This is a genomic window from Pseudomonas sp. S2_C03, from assembly GCF_054668405.1.
Genome location: NZ_CP162766.1, coordinates 6,088,026 through 6,103,732 on the forward strand (window position 1 = coordinate 6,088,026; position 15,707 = coordinate 6,103,732).

21 protein-coding genes are annotated in these 15,707 nt (G+C 61.7%); 13 read left to right on the plus strand and 8 right to left on the minus strand.

Going from position 1 to position 15,707, the window contains the following annotated elements; all coding sequences use genetic code 11:
• Nucleotides 1-33: 33 nt before the first annotated feature.
• From AB4N64_RS28060 to AB4N64_RS28080, 5 genes are all read right to left on the minus strand, one after another.
• Nucleotides 34-732, minus strand: coding sequence for an OmpW/AlkL family protein (locus tag AB4N64_RS28060; protein WP_460120459.1), 699 nt, complete (start codon nt 730-732; stop codon nt 34-36).
• A 169-nt stretch (nt 733-901) separates the two neighbouring features.
• A complete protein-coding gene (locus tag AB4N64_RS28065) occupies nt 902-1,420 on the minus strand; it encodes a DUF3299 domain-containing protein (protein ID WP_460120461.1) in 519 nt (172 codons plus the stop codon).
• Between the two features lie 11 nt (nt 1,421-1,431).
• Nucleotides 1,432-2,697 carry an ABC transporter permease gene (locus AB4N64_RS28070; RefSeq protein WP_460120463.1) on the minus strand — a complete coding sequence of 422 codons (1,266 nt, stop codon included), beginning with the start codon at nt 2,695-2,697 and terminating at the stop codon, nt 1,432-1,434.
• 1 nt (nt 2,698) lies between these two features.
• The gene (locus AB4N64_RS28075; RefSeq protein WP_460120465.1) at nt 2,699-3,409 is read right to left on the minus strand and encodes an ABC transporter ATP-binding protein; all 711 of its coding nucleotides are present in this window, start codon (nt 3,407-3,409) and stop codon (nt 2,699-2,701) included.
• Between the two features lie 138 nt (nt 3,410-3,547).
• Nucleotides 3,548-4,138, minus strand: coding sequence for a DUF2796 domain-containing protein (locus AB4N64_RS28080; protein ID WP_460120467.1), 591 nt, complete (start codon nt 4,136-4,138; stop codon nt 3,548-3,550).
• A 136-nt stretch (nt 4,139-4,274) separates the two neighbouring features.
• Between AB4N64_RS28080 and AB4N64_RS28085 the strand changes: the two genes are divergently transcribed.
• Nucleotides 4,275-4,622, plus strand: coding sequence for a hypothetical protein (locus tag AB4N64_RS28085; RefSeq protein ID WP_460120469.1), 348 nt, complete (start codon nt 4,275-4,277; stop codon nt 4,620-4,622).
• Here the strand turns inward: AB4N64_RS28085 and trxA are convergent.
• The 3 genes from trxA to AB4N64_RS28100 all read right to left on the minus strand — a co-directional run bounded on the left by trxA (nt 4,619) and on the right by AB4N64_RS28100 (nt 6,785).
• Nucleotides 4,619-5,491, minus strand: coding sequence for a thioredoxin (gene trxA, locus AB4N64_RS28090; RefSeq protein ID WP_460120471.1), 873 nt, complete (start codon nt 5,489-5,491; stop codon nt 4,619-4,621). The genes AB4N64_RS28085 and trxA overlap by 4 nt on opposite strands.
• Nucleotides 5,492-5,667: 176 nt before the next feature.
• Complete coding sequence (locus tag AB4N64_RS28095) at nt 5,668-6,324, minus strand: class I SAM-dependent methyltransferase (protein ID WP_460120473.1); 657 nt, start codon at nt 6,322-6,324, stop codon at nt 5,668-5,670.
• Nucleotides 6,321-6,785, minus strand: a complete 465-nt coding sequence (locus AB4N64_RS28100) for a YbaY family lipoprotein (RefSeq protein ID WP_460120475.1) — start codon at nt 6,783-6,785, stop codon at nt 6,321-6,323. Before AB4N64_RS28100 ends, AB4N64_RS28095 begins: the two co-directional genes overlap by 4 nt.
• 127 nt (nt 6,786-6,912) lie before the next feature.
• On the opposite strand from AB4N64_RS28100, the gene nrdR reads away from it, so the two are divergent.
• The 12 genes from nrdR (at nt 6,913) to AB4N64_RS28160 (ending at nt 15,608) form a co-directional block, all read left to right on the plus strand.
• Complete coding sequence (gene nrdR / locus AB4N64_RS28105) at nt 6,913-7,377, plus strand: transcriptional regulator NrdR (protein WP_460120476.1); 465 nt, start codon at nt 6,913-6,915, stop codon at nt 7,375-7,377.
• Nucleotides 7,374-8,507 (plus strand): bifunctional diaminohydroxyphosphoribosylaminopyrimidine deaminase/5-amino-6-(5-phosphoribosylamino)uracil reductase RibD, encoded by a 1,134-nt coding sequence (ribD, locus tag AB4N64_RS28110; protein ID WP_460120478.1) that lies wholly within the window; start codon nt 7,374-7,376, stop codon nt 8,505-8,507. The genes nrdR and ribD overlap by 4 nt, the downstream gene beginning before the upstream one ends.
• 45 nt (nt 8,508-8,552) lie before the next feature.
• Nucleotides 8,553-9,218: a riboflavin synthase gene (locus AB4N64_RS28115; protein ID WP_460120480.1), complete on the plus strand. Its 666-nt coding sequence runs from the start codon at nt 8,553-8,555 to the stop codon at nt 9,216-9,218.
• Between the two features lie 16 nt (nt 9,219-9,234).
• Nucleotides 9,235-10,326 carry a bifunctional 3,4-dihydroxy-2-butanone-4-phosphate synthase/GTP cyclohydrolase II gene (gene ribBA, locus AB4N64_RS28120; RefSeq protein WP_460120481.1) on the plus strand — a complete coding sequence of 364 codons (1,092 nt, stop codon included), beginning with the start codon at nt 9,235-9,237 and terminating at the stop codon, nt 10,324-10,326.
• A gap of 91 nt (nt 10,327-10,417) precedes the next feature.
• A complete protein-coding gene (gene ribH / locus AB4N64_RS28125; RefSeq protein WP_224541369.1) occupies nt 10,418-10,894 on the plus strand; it encodes a 6,7-dimethyl-8-ribityllumazine synthase in 477 nt (158 codons plus the stop codon).
• Entirely contained in the window at nt 10,891-11,391 is a 501-nt protein-coding gene (gene nusB / locus AB4N64_RS28130; RefSeq protein WP_460120483.1) for a transcription antitermination factor NusB, read from the plus strand. The genes ribH and nusB overlap by 4 nt, the downstream gene beginning before the upstream one ends.
• A gap of 18 nt (nt 11,392-11,409) precedes the next feature.
• Nucleotides 11,410-12,375 (plus strand): thiamine-phosphate kinase, encoded by a 966-nt coding sequence (gene thiL, locus AB4N64_RS28135; RefSeq protein ID WP_460120485.1) that lies wholly within the window; start codon nt 11,410-11,412, stop codon nt 12,373-12,375.
• On the plus strand, nt 12,372-12,875 hold the full coding sequence (locus tag AB4N64_RS28140) for a phosphatidylglycerophosphatase A (protein WP_368555575.1): 504 nt from the start codon (nt 12,372-12,374) through the stop codon (nt 12,873-12,875). The genes thiL and AB4N64_RS28140 overlap by 4 nt, the downstream gene beginning before the upstream one ends.
• A gap of 22 nt (nt 12,876-12,897) precedes the next feature.
• Nucleotides 12,898-13,629: a substrate-binding periplasmic protein gene (locus tag AB4N64_RS28145; RefSeq protein ID WP_460120487.1), complete on the plus strand. Its 732-nt coding sequence runs from the start codon at nt 12,898-12,900 to the stop codon at nt 13,627-13,629.
• A 145-nt stretch (nt 13,630-13,774) separates the two neighbouring features.
• Nucleotides 13,775-14,392, plus strand: coding sequence for a GTP cyclohydrolase II (ribA, locus tag AB4N64_RS28150; protein WP_460120489.1), 618 nt, complete (start codon nt 13,775-13,777; stop codon nt 14,390-14,392).
• A complete protein-coding gene (locus AB4N64_RS28155; RefSeq protein ID WP_460120491.1) occupies nt 14,389-14,808 on the plus strand; it encodes an MFS transporter in 420 nt (139 codons plus the stop codon). Before ribA ends, AB4N64_RS28155 begins: the two co-directional genes overlap by 4 nt.
• Complete coding sequence (locus tag AB4N64_RS28160) at nt 14,808-15,608, plus strand: cobalamin-binding protein (protein ID WP_460120492.1); 801 nt, start codon at nt 14,808-14,810, stop codon at nt 15,606-15,608. Before AB4N64_RS28155 ends, AB4N64_RS28160 begins: the two co-directional genes overlap by 1 nt.
• The last annotated feature ends 99 nt before the right edge of the window (nt 15,609-15,707 follow it).

Here is a 15,707-nt window from a genome sequence, read left to right on the forward strand (position 1 = left end):
TTTTGCAGCTCGTTCCCACCACGTGAACGATTTTTAGAACTTGTAGCCCAGGCCGACCATGTAGATGAACGGGTCGACATCCACGTTGACCTTCGCCCGAGTACCCGGTGCGACGGCATTGTTTTCAACGGTCGCCTGGGTATCGATGTCGATGTAACGCACTTGGGCGTTGAGCAGGATGTTGTCGGTGATCATGTAGTCGGCACCGACCTGGAACGCCATGCCCCAGGAGTTTTTCGCCTTGAAGTTGCTGAAGCCACTGGACTTGGCATCGCTGCTCAGCTCTTCATCGAAGATCCAAGTGTAGTTGATGCCGGCGCCGACATAAGGCTGGAACGCCGACTTCGAATCCAGAGGGTAGTACACGACACTCAGGGTAGGCGGCAGGTGTTTCAGGCTGCCGAGTTTGCCGTTGGCTGCGTCCAGCGCGGTGTTCTTGAGTTTCACGTCATGCTGGAACGGGGTAGCGGCCAGCAGCTCGATACCCCAGTGGCTGTCGAGCATGTAAGCGAAGTTCAGACCCAGTTGGGTGTCGCTGTCCATGGTTGCCTTGCCGCCTAGGTCAGCACCTTTGAGCGGGCCCTGATCGACCTTGACGCTGGAACTGTCGGCTTTCGGGTTGACGGTGATGGCACCGGCCCGGATCAGGATGTCGCCCGCTTCGTGGGCGTGTGCGATCGGGGCGGCGAGTGCGAGGGCGAACAACGAAGCGCTGAGCAAAGACTTGTGCATGGAGGCTCCCAAAGGACGTTTTAAATGTTTGATGTCCCAATGGTACGGAGCCGCCTGATACGGTCTTTTGATTCAGCTCAATGAAACAGTGATGGGTGAAATTTTTGCGGAACTTCGAGGGCCCCATCGCGGACAAGCCCGCATCTACAGAGGATACCGGCGCCTCGATTCACTCCGGCAACTCATACATGTAAATCTTGTCCGCCTCCATCTGATACCCAGCATCGGCCAGTTCACTGGTGGACGCTTTCACCTGCATCGCTCCTTCCACCCAGTACGGCTGATACAGCTCGTCGACCTTGACTCCCACTTCGCTTTTCACGTGCACGATCTGGTTCGACGGCGGTGGCGGCACGTGGATGCAGGCGCCGAAATACGGCACCAGCAGGAACTCCGTGGTGCGGCCCTCCTCGCTGACTTCCAGCGGCACGATGTAGCCCGGTAGTCGAATGTTCTGTCCATCCAGACTCATCACCACCGGTGCGTTGGGCATCGCCTGTTTGGCCGCTGGCGCCGACTCGGCGGACAGCGCATTGCTCATCTGCGAAAGGTCGTGCAGGGGTCTCATGTCCGGCACTTCGGGCATGGCATCCGGCGGGATCATTTCCGACCAGGTCAGTTCTTTCGGCTCGGCGGCCCAGAGCGGCAGGGCGACCAGCATCAACAGCGCAAGCAAAGCGCGGGGCATGTTCAACTTCCTCATAAACGGATCGACAGGCCATCGGCCAGGGATTGGCGATACGCGCGCCAGGCCGGCACGCTGCCCATCAGCAGAGCAGCGATCAGGATGCCACCGAGCAGCGTCCATTCATATTCGCTTGGCCAGGCCAGCGGCAGATACAAACCGTAATTGGCCTGCACGTAACCCTGTGCAGCGGCGATGCCCACGTACAGCAATGCCACGCCGGCAATCACCCCCGACAGCGCCAGAGCGAACGCCTCCAGCACCAGCAATGTCGCGACGTGCCATGGCCGGGCGCCAACCGAGCGCAAAATCGCCATCTCGCGACGGCGCTCATTGAGACTGGTGAGAATTGCCGTCAGCATGCCGATCAACCCGGTCAGCACCACGAACAACGACACCACGAACAAGGCTTTTTCCGCGGTGTTCATCAAACTCCACAGCTCTTGCAGCGCCACGCCCGGCAGGATCGCCAGCATCGGCTCGCCGCGAAATTCGTTGATCTCGCGTTGCAGGGCGAAGGTGGAAATCTTGCTGTTGAGGCCCAGCATGAACGCTGTGATCGCCTGGGGTGTCAGGTCCATGTTGCGTGCCTGATCGGCGCTGATCCGCCCGTTGCCCCGTGCCGGGACACCGTTGTGCCAGTCGATGTGAATCGCCTCCATGCCGCCGAGGCTGATGTGCAACGTGCGGTCTACCGGGGTGCCGGTGCGTTTGAGAACGCCCACCACGGTGAAGGGTTTATCGTCGTGCTTGACCAGGCTGATCGCGGCAACACCGTGGGCCAGCACCAGTTTGTCACCGAGTTTGTAATGCAGTGCCTCGGCCACTTCGGCGCCCAGTACCACTTCAAACGGATCGGTGGCGAAGGCGCGTCCGTCCGCCAGCTCCAGATGCTGCTGGCGCCCATATTGATAATGCTCGAAGTACGCCTCGGTGGTGCCCATGACGCGATAGCCGCGGTGGGAATCGCCCAGGGACATCGGGATCGCCCACTTCACTTTCGGGTTGTTGGCGAAGTGTTCGAAGCTGTCCCAGCGAATGTTGTTGGTGGCGTTGCCGATGCGGAACACCGAATACAGCAGCAGGTTCACCGAGCCCGAGCGGGCGCCGACAATCAGGTCGGTGCCGCTGATGGTGCTGGCGAAGCTGGCCTTGGCCTCGGTTCGCACACGCTCCACTGCCAGTAGCAGGCAGACCGACAGGGCGATGGCGAAGGCAGTGAGGATCGCGGTGAAACGGCGGTTAGCCAGGCTGGCCATCGCTAGACGAAACAAATACATCTCAGACCTCTGCGGGCGTGGCGGCGCGATTGAGTTCGGCCAGCGACAGGTTGCGATCGAACAGCGGCGCGAGGCTCTGGTCATGGCTGACGAACAGCAGGCTCGATCCCGCTTCACGGCACTCGGCAAACAGCAGGCGGATGAAATTTTCCCGCGCGTCGTAGTCCAGGGCCGAAGTGGGTTCGTCCGCGATCACCAGTTCCGGTTGACCAATCAACGCGCGAGCGGCAGCCACCCGTTGTTGCTGGCCGATGGACAGCGAGTCGGCGCGCCGACCCAGGATGCTTTCATCTTTCAAGCCCAGATGCGCGAGCAGCGTCGCTGCGGCCTGGTCGACGCTGCCGTGGCGCTGCTTCGCGCGTTCGGCGCGCAGCCTGGAAAAGTGGCAGGGCAACTCGACGTTCTCGCGCACCGAAAGAAACGGCAGCAGGTTGAACTGCTGGAAGATGTAGCCGGTGTGGTCGACGCGAAAGCGATCACGGGCTCCGGCGCCCAGTTCAGTGAGTTCCTGGCCCAGCAGGCGGATGCTGCCGCGATCCGGCTTCTGCACGCCGCCAAGCAGCCCGAGCAGGGTGGTCTTGCCACTGCCACTGGGGCCCTTGAGGAACAGGGTTTCTCCGGGCTCCAGGCGAAACGCCGGGATGTCCAGCAGTGGCGGGTGACCGGGCCAACTGAAGCCCAGGTCTGACAGTTCGATGAGTGCTTGGGTCATGTGAAACCGATTGGGTGAATGACTCGTTACTTACCCTGTAGGAGCGAGCTTGCTCGCGATGGACTCAAGACTTGCGCAGGGCATCATTCCAGCCCGCGTTATCGTTGACCTCCATCGGGAGCATTCAAGCGTCAGGAGTTAGAACTTCAGCGCCGCTGCCTTGGACGTCACTTCAACACCTTGCTGGCCGCTCGGGCTGATTAGTTGTACCTGAATTTTCTGGGTGGCTGGAAAGGTATTGAAGATGTTTGCCAGATCCAGGGTGTTCAGCGCGCCAGGCGTGGCGCAGGTGAATTGGTAGTGAGCGTGGATTTCGCTGTGCTCGTGGTGGTGCTCGCCCTTGGCGTCCTCGTCCTCGTCGTGGTCATCGTCGGCCTCGGGTTTGTCACCGAACAACGGGCTTTCCAGTGCCTGGCTCGCGACCACACAACCGGCAGCTTTCGGCAGACTGAACAGGGCCAATGGCTTTTCAAGCTGTGCGCGGACAGCAGCGACCTTGGCCTTGTCGGCGTCGGTCGTGGCGGCGTGTTCGAACCCCACCAGGTTCATCGCAGGGCTTTCCAGTTCCAGCTCCAGGGTCTGACCATCGAGCGCGGCATTCAGGCGGCCGACGCCATGTTCGTGGGCACCGAGGCTGCCGTGCTCATGGTCGTGGTCATGTTCTTGCGCCGCCTGAGCGACAGCAAGTGGCAACAGGGCGAACGGCAAAGCGAGGAGCAAACGACGCATGGGGAAGTCTCCGGAACCTGAGATGAATAATTTGTTATGTAATCTTATAACGTTGGTGCGCAGAGTTTGACTGTCTGCTTGGCGTTGCACAAGTCCCATGGGAGCATGTGAGCCAGAAATGTGCGGGAGCAGACTTATGGTGCGGATACGCGGAACCATCGGCGACTGGCCGGTGGATTTGACCCTGGAGATGGACGACGCCGACTGGGCGCGGCTAGGAGCACAGGTTCAGGTGGACAAACCTGAAGCCAGTGCGGCGCCGACCCGAGCGCAAAGCCAGGACGACACGCAATGGCAAATCGCGAAGGATCTGCTGCGCAAGGCAGGGCAATTGACCGGGCCGGATTTGCTCGATCAGTTGCAAGGGCTGACCGGCAACGGGGCGTCAGGCAAACGCCTGCTGGTGCGCCTGCGCCATTGTGCCGAGGTGAAAGTGTCGAGCGGCGGGGACACGCCGCTCTATAGCTGGATCGGTCAGGCTTAATACAAGGCAGCGAACAGTTTGCGGCGATAAGTGGTCACCAGTGGGTGATCATTGCCCAGCAGTTCGAACACTTGCAGCAAGGTCTTGTGTGGCAAGCCCTCGCTGTAGCTGCGGTTACGGATGAACAACTTGAGCAGCGCATCCAGGGCCGCGTCGTACTGCTGGCGCGCCAGTTGCTGGATCGCCAGTTGATACACCGCTTCATCGTCCTGCGGATTTTTCGCCAGGCGCGCCTTCAGGTCCGCGGCGTCCGGCAGATCCCTGGCTTGGCCGAGGAACTTGATCTGCGCCTTTGCACCTGCCAGGGCCGCTTTGTGCTCATCGGTCTTGACCGCGTCGAGCACGGTTTTAGCCTCGCCCAGCTCACCGCGCTCGGTCAGGCAGCGGGCGTAGAGAATCAGCGCCCTGGCGTTGGTATTGTCTTCACCCAGCAGCACGGTGAGCACGGCTTCGGCATCAGCGAAACGGCTCTCGTCGAACAGCGCCTGGGCCTGTTCGAGCGGGTCGGCTGCGGCCGGAGGCGGCATCTGCACATGCGGCTCGAGCATCGCCCGTACGGCCGACTCCGGTTGAGCACCGGCAAAACCGTCTACAGGCTGGCCATCCTTGAACAGCACCACGGTCGGCAGGCTGCGAATACCGAAGCGGGCCACGATGTCCTGTTCGACATCGCAGTTCACCTTGGCCAGCAGCAACTCGCCCTGATAGCTCTCGGCAATGGTCTGCAGCATCGGCATCAGCACTTTGCAGGGTGCACACCACTCGGCCCAGAAGTCCACCAGCACCGGCTTGTGAAAGGAGTTCTCGATCACCGACTGCTCGAAGTCGGCGGTCGTGGCGTCGAAGATGTAGGGCGTTTCCTGACTCATGGGGGATCTCTTGGCAAGCTAGATTGGGTTCACTATACGGCTTGGCGGGGGGTGGCCGGAAGCGCCCCTGTAGGAGCGGACTTGTCCGCGATGGTGGCCAACGATGACGCGGGGTTCCTGATGCCCAGCGGTGGTGCTGAATCCATCGCGGACAAGTCCGCTCCTGCAGGGGGATTTTAACGCCGGCGTGCGTGATACAGGCTCACATGCCGAAACTCCTCGGGTTCGGCCAGGTCCGGCAGGGTTAATGCCTGCAACATCTCGATGCGCTGATACATCGGGTGACGAAAGTCCCGGACGCGCGAATCAGCCACCAGTGCTTCCTTGCCGCGACTCAGGAATTGATCGAGCAGCGGCAGGTTGGTCCGGTCATACAGCACGTCGGCCACCAGGATCAGGTCGAAGCGGTCGGTTTCGGCGAAGAAGTCCGCCGAATATTGCAGCTGCACGTTGTTGAGTTCGGCGTTCGCCCGGCAGGCGGCCAGTGCCAGCGGGTCGAGGTCGCAGGCCACCACTTCCAGCGCGCCGGCTTTCACCGCCGCTATCGCCGCGACCCCGGAGCCTGCGCCGAAATCCAGCACGCGCTTGCCCTTGACCCAATGGGGAAACTCGGCGAGATAACGGGCCACCGCCAGTCCGCTGGCCCAACAGAAACTCCAGTACGGCGGTTCATGCAGAATCCGTCGCGTTTCTTCGGGACTGAAGGCGCGGTCCATGCGGTCGCCGTCGATCAGCCAAAGCTTGAGCTCGGTGTCCGGCAACTCACACGCCACCAGTCGGGCATCGCCCAACAGTTCACTCAACGCCTGTTGCAGGTCCTGCGGTGCCGTCATGGTGCTTTGACAAATTGCAGCTCGCCCAGGGCCTGGGTCGTCGGCTGGGTAATGAGCTGCGAGGGCAGATGCAGAATCAATTGGCCAGATTGGCTGGCGCGACCGCGCAGTTCAACCCGGGCTCCGACGGGAAAGGCATCCGGGTTGAAGCGCAGGTGAAAGGGCAGCACCTGGTTGGTGCCGATCAGGCTGGAACTGGCGAGCAATTGTTGCGGACGGTCCTTTTCGTCGATCACCAGCAGGGCCAGTTCTACCTCGGCGCCCTCCGGGACGCCTTGCAGCGTGCCGCTCAGTTCGCGTTGGTAAGCGGGCAGCGGGCCGAGCTCTGTTGCCTGTCGGGCTTTCTTCTGTGCCGCCTGGGGGGCAGGGCCGGGAGTGGGCGGCTGGGGCTTGGGGGCGTCACTGCCGCAGGCCACCAGCAAGCTGAAAACACTGAGCAGTACGAGCGGTTTTAGGGGCATTAGGTGCTCCAGCAAGATGAAATCCATGAATTGACACGATTGCCAGTCTGTATACCGCAAACCCTATGGCTTGTCTTGCCACGGGGATGCGCTACCATGGCCCTCCCTTTTTTTGTTGCCTGCCACCATGCACTGTCCCTTCTGCGGTGCCAACGACACCAAGGTCATCGACTCGCGTCTGGTCGCCGAGGGCGAACAGGTGCGCCGCCGGCGCGAATGCCTGGCCTGCGGCGAGCGTTTCACGACGTTCGAAACCGCTGAGCTGGTGTTGCCGCGCCTGATCAAAACTGACGGCAGCCGTCAGCCATTCGACGAAGATAAACTGCGTGCGGGCATGCAGCGGGCGCTGGAAAAGCGCCCGGTGAGTGTCGAACGCCTTGAGTCGTCATTGGTGCACATCAAGCACAAACTGCGCGCCACCGGCGAGCGCGAGGTCAAATCCCTCGTAGTCGGCGAACTGGTGATGACCGAGCTGAAAAAGCTCGATGAAGTCGCCTACATCCGTTTCGCCTCGGTGTATCGCCGCTTCCAGGACCTCAACGAGTTCCGCGAAGAGATCGATCGCCTGGCCAGTGAGCCGGAGAAAGAATGAGCGCGTCTGCCGAGCAAGCCATCCTCGATGCCCATTACATGGCTCGCGCCCTCGAACTGGCGCGCAAGGGTCATTACACCACTCACCCCAACCCAAGGGTCGGCTGTGTGGTGGTGCGTGATGGGCAGATTGTCGGCGAAGGCTGGCACGAGCGCGCTGGCGAACCCCATGCCGAGGTTCACGCCCTGCGCGCGGCGGGTGACAAGGCCAAAGGCGCCACCGCCTACGTGACCCTTGAGCCGTGCAGCCACCACGGTCGCACGCCGCCCTGCGCCGATGCGCTGGTGAATGCCGGCGTCGCCCGCGTGGTGGCAGCGATGCAGGACCCGAACCCGTCGGTCGCCGGACGCGGCCTGCAGCGCCTGGCAGAGGCCGGGATCGCTGTCGAAAGCGGCGTGCTGGAAAGCGAGGCGCGCCACCTGAATCAAGGTTTCCTCAAGCGCATGGAACACGGACTGCCTTTTGTGCGGGTCAAGTTGGCCATGAGCCTGGATGGCCGCACGGCGATGGAAAACGGCGAGAGCCAATGGATCACGGGCGCAGCCGCACGTTCGGCGGTGCAACGCCTGCGTGCCCAGGCCAGCGTCGTCCTGACTGGCGCCGATACCGTGCTGGCCGATAACGCCCGCTTGACCGTGCGCGCCGATGAGCTGGGCCTCGATGCCGGGCAAACCGCGCAGGTCATGAGTCGCCCGCCGCTGCGGGTGTTGATCGATGGCCGTCTGCGGGTGCCGCTGGATGCGCCGTTTTTCAAGGCCGGCCCGGCGCTGGTCGCCACCTGCATGGCCGTTGAGGAACAGTACGCCAACGGTCCGGAGTGCCTGATCGTGGCCGGCGGCGATGGCTTGGTCGACTTGCATCAGTTGCTGGTCGAACTGGCCCGTCGAAGTGTCAACGAAGTGTTGGTCGAGGCCGGCCCGCGCCTGGCCGGTGCCTTCGCTCAACAAGGCCTGGTGGACGAATTCCAGATATTCATTGCCGGCAAGTTTCTCGGGTCCACGGCCAGGCCTTTGCTGGACTGGCCGCTGGCGCACATGAAGGATGCACCCGAGCTCAAAATCACTGACATTCGCGCGGTGGGCGATGACTGGCGAGTCACTGCCATTCCTGCACCCAAGGCGAGCGTATAATCCCCGGCTGCGCCACACGACGGCCCTGTTCTCGAGGAGAACTCCATGTTTACCGGCATCATCGAATCCATCGGCAGTATTCGTGCATTGACCCCAAAAGGCGGAGATGTGCGGGTACATGTAGAAACCGGCAAGCTCGATCTGAGCGACGTCAAACTGGGAGACAGCATTGCGGTAAACGGTGTGTGCCTGACCGCAGTCGAACTGCCGGGCAATGGTTTTGCAGCAGACGTCAGCCGCGAAACCCTCGACTGTACCGCCATGAACGATCTGAAAAGCGGAAGCCCCGTCAATCTGGAAAAAGCCCTGACACCCACCACTCGCCTCGGCGGGCATCTGGTCAGCGGTCACGTCGATGGCGTGGGTGAAGTGGTTGCCCGCACCGAGAACGCGCGCGCCGTGGAGTTCCGCATCCGCGCACCGAAAGAACTGGCCAAATACATCGCCCACAAAGGCTCGATCACCGTCGACGGCACCAGCCTGACGGTAAACGCAGTCGATGGCGCCGAGTTCCTGCTGACCATCATCCCGCACACCCTCAGCGAAACGATCATGGCGTCTTACCAGCCGGGTCGCCGGGTGAATCTGGAAGTCGACCTGCTGGCCCGTTACCTGGAGCGTCTGCTGCTGGGCGACAAGGCCGCCGAGCCAAACGCTTCAAGCACCATTACCGAAAGCTTTCTGGCCGCCAACGGCTACCTCAAATCCTGAAAGAAGGGGGTGCCCCGTGGCGCTCAATAGCATCGAAGAACTGGTTGAAGACATCCGCCAAGGCAAGATGGTCATCCTCATGGATGACGAAGACCGCGAGAACGAAGGCGACCTGATCATGGCCGCCGAGTGCTGCCAGCCCGAGCACATCAACTTCATGGCCAAGCACGCCCGTGGCCTGATCTGCATGCCGATGAGCCGCGAGCGTTGCGAGTTGCTCAAGCTGCCGCTGATGGCGCCGCGCAACGGTTCCGGTTTTGGCACCAAGTTCACCGTGTCGATCGAGGCCGCCACCGGCGTGACCACCGGCATCTCCGCCGCCGACCGCGCGCGCACCGTGCAGGCTGCGGCTGCAAAGGATGCCAAGGCTGAAGACATTGTCAGCCCAGGTCACATCTTCCCGCTGATGGCCCAGGCCGGTGGCACGCTGGCTCGCGCCGGCCACACCGAAGCGGCCTGCGACCTGGCGCGCATGGCCGGTTTCGAGCCAAGCGGCGTGATCTGCGAAGTGATGAACGACGACGGCACCATGTCCCGTCGCGCTGAACTGGAAACCTTTGCCGCCGAGCACAACATCAAGATTGGCACCATCGCTGACCTGATTCACTACCGGATGATCCATGAACGTACCGTTCAGCGGATTGCCGAGCAGCCGCTGGACAGCGAACTGGGCCAATTCAACCTGGTGACCTATCGTGATTCCGTGGAAGGCGACGTGCACATGGCCCTGACCCTGGGCAATGTCTGCGCCGAGGAGCCAACCCTGGTGCGGGTGCACAACATGGACCCGCTGCGCGACCTGTTGATGGTCAAGCAACCCGGCCGCTGGAGCCTGCGTGCCGCCATGGCCGCGGTAGCCGAGGCCGGCAGTGGCGTGGTACTGCTGCTCGGTCACCCGCTCGATGGTGACGTGTTGCTGGCGCATATTCGCGAAAGCACCGATCAGGCCGTCGTGAAAAAACCGACCACCTACAGCATCGTCGGTGCCGGTTCTCAGATCCTGCGGGACCTGGGTGTGCGCAAAATGCGCCTGATGAGTGCGCCGATGAAGTTTAATGCGATATCCGGTTTCGACCTGGAAGTTGTAGAATACGTGCCCTCCGAATAAGGACCGGTTGTTCCCGGCCCTGTATTCGCGGTTCAAATATCACTGAGGGACGCGCATTAGACGCGTCCCGGCTCTTTAAGAGATCTATCGAATGACCCTGAAGACCATCGAAGGTACGTTCATCGCCCCTAAAGGCCGCTACGCTCTGGTAGTAGGCCGTTTCAACAGCTTCGTCGTTGAAAGCCTGGTCAGCGGTGCCGTTGACGCCCTGGTTCGCCATGGCGTGAGCGAAAGCGACATCACCATCATCCGTGCCCCTGGCGCCTTCGAAATTCCGCTGGTTGCGCAGAAAGTCGCTCAGAAGGGCGAATTCTCGGCAATCATCGCCCTGGGTGCGGTCATTCGTGGCGGTACTCCGCACTTCGAATATGTGGCTGGCGAATGCACCAAGGGCCTGGCCCAGGTGTCCATGGAGTTCGGTGTACCGGTCGCTTTCGGCGTACTGACCGTTGATTCCATCGAGCAAGCCATCGAACGTTCCGGCACCAAGGCCGGTAACAAAGGTGCTGAAGCTGCCCTGTCCGCTCTGGAAATGGTCAGCCTGCTGGCGCAGTTGGAGGCCAAGTGATTAGCGACGATAGCGATCGTTTCAACCCGCGCGATCCCAAGCCTGCGGATGCTGGCAAACCATCGAAAAGCGCCAAGCGTCGCGAAGCTCGTCAGCTCGCGACCCAGGCGCTGTATCAATGGCACATGGCCAAGCAGTCGTTGAACGAGATCGAAGCTCAGTTCCGGGTCGATAACGATTTCACCGATGTCGATGGCGCGTATTTCCGCGAAATCCTCTACGGGGTTCCGCAGTTCAAGACTGAAATCGACACCGCGCTCAAGCCTTGCCTGGACCTGACCATCGAAGAGCTGGACCCGGTTGAGCTGGCCGTTCTGCGCCTGTCCACCTGGGAGCTGCTCAAGCGCGTCGACGTGCCGTACCGAGTTGTCATCAACGAAGGTATCGAGCTGGCGAAAGTCTTCGGTTCCACCGACGGCCACAAATTCGTCAACGGCGTACTCGACAAGCTGGCCCCAAGCCTGCGTGAAGCTGAAGTGAAGGCGTTCAAGCGCTGATCCGCGCTTGCATCTGCGATGGGTGAGTTTGAGCTGATTCGCAACTTCTTCGCCGCCGCGCCTTGTGCGCAGGGCGGCGAAGGTGTTGCCCTCGGGATCGGCGATGACTGCGCCCTGCTGGCTGTTCCCGCCGGGGAACAACTGGCGATTTCCACCGACACCCTGGTGGCTGGTGTGCATTTTGCCGATCCTTGCGATCCGTTTCTGCTCGGCCAGCGCTCGCTGGCCGTGGCCGTCAGCGACCTGGCGGCCATGGGCGCCGCGCCCGTTGCCTTTACCCTTGCCCTGACCTTGCCGACGGTGACCGCCGATTGGCTGCAAGCCTATGCCCGTGGTTTGAACGTGATGGCGCAGCAATGCAGCGTGGCGCTGGTGGGCGGCGATACCACACGCGGGCCGTTGAGCCTGACCGTGACCGTGTTCGGTCGCGTGCCTGCCGGCCAGGCGTTGACCCGCAGCGGCGCCCGGGTGGGCGATCTGTTGTGCGTTGGCGGCGATCTGGGTAATGCCGCAGGCGCGTTGCCACTGGTGCTCGGCCAACGCACGGCGCCCGCTGAGGTCACCGATGCCCTGCTGGCACATTACTGGTCGCCAAGTCCGCAACTGGCGCTGGGGCAGGCACTGCGTGGCAAAGCCACTTCAGCGCTGGACATCTCCGATGGCCTACTCGCCGACTGCGGGCATATCGCGCTTGCGTCGGAGGTCGGCATTCAGGTTGAACGGGACCGATTGCCGTTGTCGAAAGCCTTGGTGGCCTTTCTCGGCGCGTCTGGTGCGCAAGAGGCGGCACTGAGCGGTGGCGACGATTACGTGCTGGCCTTCACCTTGCCGTCCGTCGAGTTGCCGCGCCTGTTGGCAGATGGCTGGCCAATCCATGTGATCGGGCAAGTCGTAGCGGGGCAGGGCGTCGTGCTGCTCGATACCGATGGACAAGACATCACCCCGCAGACACGGGGTTATCAACATTTTCGGGAGACAACGTGACAGATCATCCCAAACAGGTGCCGGCAGAGTTCGTTCCGCCGTCGGTCTGGCGCAATCCCTGGCATTTTCTCGCGTTTGGCTTCGGTTCGGGCACCTTGCCCAAGGCGCCAGGCACTTGGGGGTCGCTAGTTGCGCTACCCTTCATCCCGTTGTGGCAAATGTTGCCAGACTGGGGTTACTGGCTGATGTTGGGCATCACCATGCTGTTCGGCTTCTGGCTGTGCGGCAAGGTGGCCGACGATTTACGAGTGCACGACCACGAAGGCATCGTCTGGGACGAAATGGTCGGTATGTGGATCACCCTTTGGCTGGTGCCTGAAGGCTGGTACTGGTTGCTCGCGGGTTTTGTCGTGTTCCGTTTCTTCGACATCCTCAAACCGTGGCCGATTCACTGGGTCGACCGGCATGTGCATGGCGGCGTCGGGATCATGCTCGACGACGTACTGGCCGGGGTGTTTGCATGGCTGGCGATGCAAGGGTTGGTATGGATCTTCGCCTGATTGGCGAGAAAGGAGGGCTGGGATGGCTCGGCGCTGGTTGGCGGTGATGGTATTTGCGGTGTTCGGCGCTCTCGCCCAGGCGGGAGAGGACATGACGACGCCCACGGTCATTCATCTGGCCAGCGAAGACTGGGAGGACTACACCGCCGCCGACGGCCATGGCCTGGGCTGGGACGTTCTGCGCGAGGTGTTCGAACCGGCCGGGGTCAAACTGGACATCCGCACCGAACCCTACACCCGCTCCATCGGCCTGGCTCAGCACGGCGAAGTGGACGCGTGCGTGGGTTCCTACCATAAGGAAGTCAGCGACCTGCTGTACCCACGCTGGAACTTCGATACCGATCACATCTATGCCCTGGGCCTGGCGAGCAGTCCGGTGCCAACAGCGCAGACCCTGGGCAATTATCGACTGGCCTGGGTTCGTGGCTACGATTACCAGGATCGCTTGCCCAACGTGACTCGTTATAACGAAGTCGTGCGCCGTACCGGCATTCTTTCGATGCTCCTGCACAACCGCGTGGACTACTACATCGACGCGCTGACAGAGGTGGATTACGTGATCCGCCGGGCCAAGGACCCGTCGCTTTTCCGGCGTACGCACGTTGCCGAGCTGCCGCTGTACTTGTGCTTTGCCGACAACCCCAAAGCGCGAAAATTGATGGCGCTGTTCGACCAACGTATGGACTTGTTGGTGAAAAACGGCCAGTTGAAGCCGATCTTCGAGCGCTGGAAGCAGCCATACCCCTTTGAATAGCCCGCCATCCCTGTAGGAGCGATGAGCGAGCAGCGATCAAACATTTAGATCGTTATGCCCCATAATTCAGCCTAAGCGTCTCTCGGAACGTGCTGTTACAATGCCGCCTCTGTGAAACTCCAGTACCTAGATCAGGAGCACCCCGGTGTCCGTCGTTTTTGTCGCCGCTTGCAAGCTGCCAATGCCCTTTGCGCAATTCACCATGCATGGTTTCCTCGATGAGGAAAGTGGGCGAGAGCACGTCGTGCTGAGCCTGGGTGAGTTCGACGACGGCACGCCGGTACTCGGGCGCTTGCACTCCGAATGCCTGACCGGTGACGCTCTGTTCAGCCAGCGCTGCGACTGCGGCTCGCAACTCGAAGCCGCGCTGCGGGCCATCGCCCGTGAAGGCCGTGGCGTATTGCTGTATCTGCGCCAGGAAGGCCGTGGCATCGGTCTTTTGAACAAGATCCGCGCCTATGAATTGCAGGATGGCGGCGCCGATACCGTGGAAGCCAACGAGCGCCTGGGTTTCGCCGCCGACCAGCGTGACTACGCCATGTGCCTGCCGATGCTTGAACACATGGGGGTGAAGTCCCTGCGCCTGATGACCAACAACCCGCGCAAGGTCAAAGCCCTGACCGACATGGGCATCGTGGTCGCCGAGCGTGTGCCGCTGCACACCGGCCATAACCCGCACAACAAACTCTATCTGGCGACCAAGGCGACAAAGCTCGACCATATGATGGGGAACGAGCACCAGGGCGAGGTAGATCGGGCGTGACCCGTGGCCAAGTGCGACGGCGACTGGCCGTCAGTTGGTGGCAATACCTGGCGCTGGGTCTGTTGCCACTGTTCGTGATCAATGGCGTGTTTGGCACCAGTGAGCCATTTCTGCCGGTGCTGGCGATGCCAATGTTCATCGCCGGCATGGCATCGATGTTTGTCAGCTTGAAGTTTTTCAATCGCTACAAACATGCATTGATTGCCACCGGGAAAGCCCTCGATACGCCTGAAGAGCCCGCTGCCTGGATCATCCTGGCCGCCCGACGTCGCGCGGCCTTTCTCGCGGCTGGCCTGCCCGCCTGGATCGGCGCCCTGGCCGTGTTCGTGGGGTTGGAGGCGGTGCCCCTGGTGCTGTTGGCCATTTCGACTGCCGTGCTGTTTTACCTCTACCGCATCCCGCGTCAACTCAGCTGATGCCGTGTGCCTGGCTGGCGGTTCTGTTACTGGCTGCCAGCGGTTTGGCCAGCGCTGCCGAGCGTGTCGTCAGCCTTGCGCCGTCATTATCCGAAATCGTGATTGAACTGGGCTCCGCCGACCTTCTCGTCGGTGTGCTGGATGCTGGAGAGCGCCCGGTTGAAATCAGGTCGCTGCCGTCCGTGGGTCGTTATGGCCAATTGAACATCGAGCGCCTGCTCAGCCTGCAACCCGACTTGCTGCTGCTTTGGCCTGGCAGCGTGGGTCCGGCCCAACGTGACCAGCTCAAGCGCCTGGGTATCCCCACCTACGTCGCCGAACCGCACGACCTTGAGCAAATGACCGCGCAAATCGAATCCATTGCCGTGCAACTGGGTCGACCCGAGCGTGGCGCTTCATTGGCCAGCGGCTTGCGCGAACGCCTGGCATCGCTGCGCCAGCGGTATCGGCGTGATGAGCCACTGCGAGTGTTTTATCAGGTCTGGGATCGCCCGCTGTATACCGTCGGCGGCGGACAGATCATCAGTGATGCGCTTCAGGTTTGCGGGGCACGCAACGTGTTCGCCGACCTGACGCTGCCGGCGCCGCAGGTCAGTGTCGAGGCCGTGTTGCAGCGTAATCCCGAGGTGATCCTGGCCGGTGATCAGGCGCAGCTCAATGCGTGGCGGGCCTGGCCGCAGGTGGCTGCGGTGGCGGGTGACAGGTTGCTGCTGGTGACTGACAAAGGCCTGGAGCGGCCGAGTGGGCAGATGGTTGAGGCGACGGCCAGGTTGTGCCGGGTGATTGCGCCTGACCGTTGAACCGAGGTGCGGCTATCGCGAGCAAGCTCGCTCCTACAGGGGGTTGTGGCGCTCTTGAAATCTGTAGGAGCGGGCTTGCCCGCGATGAGGCCAGTCAAT